The sequence below is a fragment of the Actinomadura sp. KC216 genome, from assembly GCF_004348535.1.
Classification (GTDB): domain Bacteria; phylum Actinomycetota; class Actinomycetes; order Streptosporangiales; family Streptosporangiaceae; genus Spirillospora.
Genome location: NZ_SMJX01000509.1, coordinates 1 through 3,939, shown reverse-complemented (window position 1 = coordinate 3,939; position 3,939 = coordinate 1). Strand labels below are relative to the sequence as shown.

5 protein-coding genes are annotated in these 3,939 nt (G+C 71.1%); 3 read left to right on the top strand and 2 right to left on the bottom strand.

The features are described 5' to 3' along the window. Nucleotides 1-146: 146 nt before the first annotated feature. Nucleotides 147-488, top strand: coding sequence for a metallopeptidase family protein (locus E1264_RS41145; protein ID WP_132182765.1), 342 nt, complete (start codon nucleotides 147-149; stop codon nucleotides 486-488). Between the two features lie 133 nt (nucleotides 489-621). After that, a complete protein-coding gene (locus tag E1264_RS41140; RefSeq protein ID WP_132182763.1) occupies nucleotides 622-1,962 on the top strand; it encodes an MFS transporter in 1,341 nt (446 codons plus the stop codon). 46 nt (nucleotides 1,963-2,008) lie between these two features. Here the strand turns inward: E1264_RS41140 and E1264_RS41135 are convergent, their stop codons facing one another. Beyond that, nucleotides 2,009-2,344: a PspC domain-containing protein gene (locus E1264_RS41135; protein ID WP_132182761.1), complete on the bottom strand. Its 336-nt coding sequence runs from the start codon at nucleotides 2,342-2,344 to the stop codon at nucleotides 2,009-2,011. Between the two features lie 282 nt (nucleotides 2,345-2,626). Here E1264_RS41135 and E1264_RS41130 point away from each other — a divergent pair, with 282 nt between their 5' ends. Continuing rightward, complete coding sequence (locus tag E1264_RS41130) at nucleotides 2,627-3,646, top strand: aspartate-semialdehyde dehydrogenase (RefSeq protein WP_132182759.1); 1,020 nt, start codon at nucleotides 2,627-2,629, stop codon at nucleotides 3,644-3,646. A 13-nt stretch (nucleotides 3,647-3,659) separates the two neighbouring features. Here E1264_RS41130 and E1264_RS41125 read toward each other — a convergent pair. Then, nucleotides 3,660-3,939: DUF2277 domain-containing protein (locus tag E1264_RS41125; protein ID WP_243711487.1), on the bottom strand; the 280-nt coding region annotated here is incomplete at its 5' end.

Here is a 3,939-nt window from a genome sequence, read left to right as displayed (position 1 = left end):
GGCCAAGGTGCGGGCCGCGTGGGCGGCGGCGCGGGTCGCGCGGCGGGCCGCGCGGGTGGCGCGGTTCCCGCGGGGTGCGGAGGGGTCGGGCGTCGCGGCGCGGGCCTTGGGCACGTGTTCCCCTTCTGTCGAGCAGAATTGTCGGCGTGATGGAGTTGTCGCGCGATGAGTTCGAGGACCTGGTGGCTGAGGCCCTCGACACCATCCCACCCGAGCTGACCGCGCACATGCGCAATGTCGTCATCGTCGTCGAGGACGACGCGCCTGAGCGCGGGCTGCTCGGCCTGTACCAAGGCGTACCCCTCACCGAACGGGGCGACTGGTACGGCGCCGTCCTGCCCGATCACATTTCGATCTACCGTAGTGAGATTCTCCAGATCTGCGACACCCCGGACGACGTGGTGGAAGAGGTCAGGATCACCGTGGTGCACGAGATCGCGCACCATTTCGGGATCGACGACCAGAGGCTGCACGAGCTCGGATACTGAGCCCTTTCCGGGTTCGGTGGTCGAAAATAGCCGGCCGGACTGAGGAATTGTGCACTGTAGGTCACACCAAGGCCACGCAGCGTGAGTTAATGGGAGGGCCGCCCAACACCGGGCGGGCTGAACTGGAGCGAGCGTGGCGGGAAGGCAGACCGGGCGGCATCGCCGTCCGCCGGAGGAGCAGGCGACTTACCGCGAGGTGTTCGCGGTGGGCGAGTTCCGCGCCCTCTGGCTGGCGCAGGCGCTGTCGTTCGTCGGCGACCAGCTGGCGCAGGTCGCGCTGGCCGTGCTCGTGTACGACCGCACGAAGTCGGCGCTGCTGACCGCGCTCGTGTACGCCCTGACCTATATCCCGCCGATCGTGGGCGGGCCGGTGCTGTCCGGGCTGGCCGACCTGTTCCCGCGCCGCACCGTCATGATCGTCTGCGACGTGGTGCGGGCGGGCCTGGTGGCGGTCATGGCGCTGGTGGCGATGCCGGTCGGCGCGCTGTCGGCGCTGGTGTTCCTAACTGTGTTGCTGGGGGCGCCCTTCTCGGCGGCCCGCGCGGCCCTGCTGCCGGACGTCCTGGAAGGCGACCGGTACGTGGCCGGGTCGGCGATCAACAACATCACCCATCAGGGCACGCAGATGCTCGGCTTCTTGGCGGGTGGCGCCATTGTCGCCGTGGTCGGGACGCGGGAGGCGCTGGCGCTGGACGCGCTGACGTTCGGCGCGTCCGCGCTGATTCTGGTCGGCGGGCTGCGGCGCAGGAGGGCGCCGCGGCGGCGGGAGCGCGAGACCTTCGGGCTCTGGCGCGGGACGCGGGACGGCGCCCGGCTCGTCTTCGGTGACCCGGTGCTGCGGTCGCTGGTGCTGTTCGCCTGGCTGTGCGCGTTCTACGTGGTCCCCGAGGGCCTCGCCGCCCCGTACGCGGCGACCTTCGGCGGCGGCGCGGTCACGGTCGGGGTGCTGCTGTCGGCGATGCCCACGGGGATGGTGATCGGCGCGTTCCTGTTCAGCCGGTTCGTCCGTCCGGCGAACCGGCTGCACGCGATGGGCTGGATGTCGATGCTGGCCTGCCTGCCGCTGATCGGCGCGGCCCTGCATCCGCCGGTGTGGTGGGTGGTGGGGCTGTGGGCGCTGTCGGGCGTCGGCAGCGCCTACCAGCTCGCGGCCAACGCCGCGTTCGTGGCCGCGGTGCCCGCGTCGGGCCGGGGACGCGCGTTCGGCCTCGCCCAGTCCGGCATCCTCGCCGGACAGGGCGTCGGCATCCTCGTCGGCGGCGCCGCGGCCCAGGTGCTCGGGCCGGAGACGGTGGTCGCGCTCGCCGGCGTGCTCGGGCTCTCGGTGGCCGCGATGCTCACGCTCGGCTGGAACCAGGTCCGCGGCGGCGTCATCGCCGGCATGCGGGAGCGTGTCGAGCCCGTCGTCGTCGCCGCGCCCCCCGCGGGCGACGACGAGCTGTCCGGCGTCAGCCGGTCCGCTTCCGCGCCTTGACCTCCTCTTTGGGTCTCTTCTGGACGGCTCCTGCGCCGGTGCCGTCTCAGACGTTGGCGCGGGGCTTGTTGAAGGCGTCCCGGGTCTTCTTGACCGCGTCCTGGAAGGCCGGGGAGTCGCTCGCCTTATTGATCATGTCCTCGGCGATCGTCTTCTCGGCGCCCTCCTCGGGGATCAGCACCCAGCCGATGACGTAGAGCGCGATCCCGGTGCCGCCGAAGACGGTGAAGACCGCTAGGGCGACCCTGATGATGTTGGCGTCGACACCGAGGAAGCGCGCGGCGCCCGAGCAGACCCCGGCGAGGATCCGGTCGTCGCGGGTGCGTCTGAGCTTCTTCTCGTCGGTGGTGGCGGTGGTGGTGGCTTCCTTGTTCATGTCCATGCCTCGATCATGCCCAGTGGCGGGTAACCCTGACATCCGGATTCGCCCTGATTCACCCCTGAATGCACCCCTGGCGGCTCAGGGTGCGGCCCCGACGTACGCTCGTGGACGGGCCGTCCCAGGCCGTCCCAGCCGTCCTGGTCAGCCTCCGGCGGGCTTCCGGGCAGGTGGCCACGCGTCCGTTCAGGAGCGCTTGAACCCTCTGCGTAGGGTTATTGATTGGACGACCTCAAACGGCCTGGGCAACACTCCAGGTCACAGCGATCTACCAGAGGGAGCGGCATGAGAATCGGGATCGTCGGGGCCACCGGCCAGGTCGGGGGCGTGATGCGCGAGATCCTGGCCGAACGCGGATTCCCCGTCACGGAGCTGCGGCTGTTCGCCTCGGCCCGCTCGGCCGGGCGCACGCTGCCGTGGCAGGGCTCCGAGATCACCGTCGAGGACGCGGCGTCCGCCGACTACTCGGACCTCGACATCGTGCTGTTCTCCGCCGGGAAGGCCACGTCGAAGGAGCTGGCGCCGAAGGTCGCCGCCGCCGGCGCCGTCGTGATCGACAACTCCTCCGGCTGGCGGATGGACCCGGACGTCCCGCTGGTCGTCGCCGAGGTCAACCCGCACGCGGCGGCGCGCCGTCCCAAGGGGATCATCGCCAACCCGAACTGCACGACGATGGCGGCGATGCCGGTGCTGCGGCCCCTGCACGCCGAGGCCGGGCTGGCCGCGCTCGTCGTGTCCACCTACCAGGCGGTGTCCGGCAGCGGGCTCGCCGGGGTGGCGGAGCTGCACGACCAGGCGACCAAGGTCGTCCAGAACGCGGACCGGCTGACCCATGACGGCGCGGCGGTGGAGTTCCCCGAGCCGTCGGTCTACGTGCGGCCGATCGCGTTCAACGTGCTGCCGATGGCCGGGTCGATCGTGGACGACGGGCTCGCCGAGACCGACGAGGAGCAGAAGCTCCGCAACGAGAGCCGCAAGATCCTGGACATCCCGGACCTGAAGGTCTCGGGGACGTGCGTCCGCGTCCCCGTTTTCACAGGCCATTCGCTGCAGGTGAACGCCCGTTTCGAGCGGCCCCTCAGCCCGGAGCGGGCGAGCGAGCTGCTGTCGGGCGCGCCCGGCGTCGTGCTGTCGGACGTCCCGACGCCGCTCCAGGCCGCTGGCCAGGACCCGACCTACGTGGGCCGCATCCGCCGCGACGAGACCGTCGACAACGGCCTCGCCCTGTTCTGCTCCGGCGACAACCTTCGCAAGGGGGCGGCGCTCAACACCGTCCAGATCGCCGAGCTCGTCGCCGCCGGATAGGCCGCGCCCGGCGTCAGCTCGCGCGGCGGCCGCGGATTTCCAGGGAGTCCAGCAGGGCGGCGGTGCTCTGGGCTATCTCCTCGACGGCCCGGTCGAACGCCTCGGCGTTGTGGGACGCGGGTGCCCGGAACCCGGAGATCTTGCGGACGTACTGGAGCGCTGCCGCCCTGACGTCCTGGTCGGTCACGTCGTCGGTGAACGGCGGTCGAAGAGTCTTGATACTGCGGCACATGCCCCCATTGTGACCCCTGGGCCCGACATCCCACTCCAGCGCCCGCGGCGCGGGCCCGGAG

What these genes read in the sequence shown, in the direction of transcription:
- E1264_RS41135 (WP_132182761.1), bottom strand. Translation starts at nt 2,344, where the DNA reads ATGGACATGAACAAGGAAGCCACCACCACCGCCACCACCGACGAGAAG.
- E1264_RS41130 (WP_132182759.1), top strand. Translation starts at nt 2,627, where the DNA reads ATGAGAATCGGGATCGTCGGGGCCACCGGCCAGGTCGGGGGCGTGATG.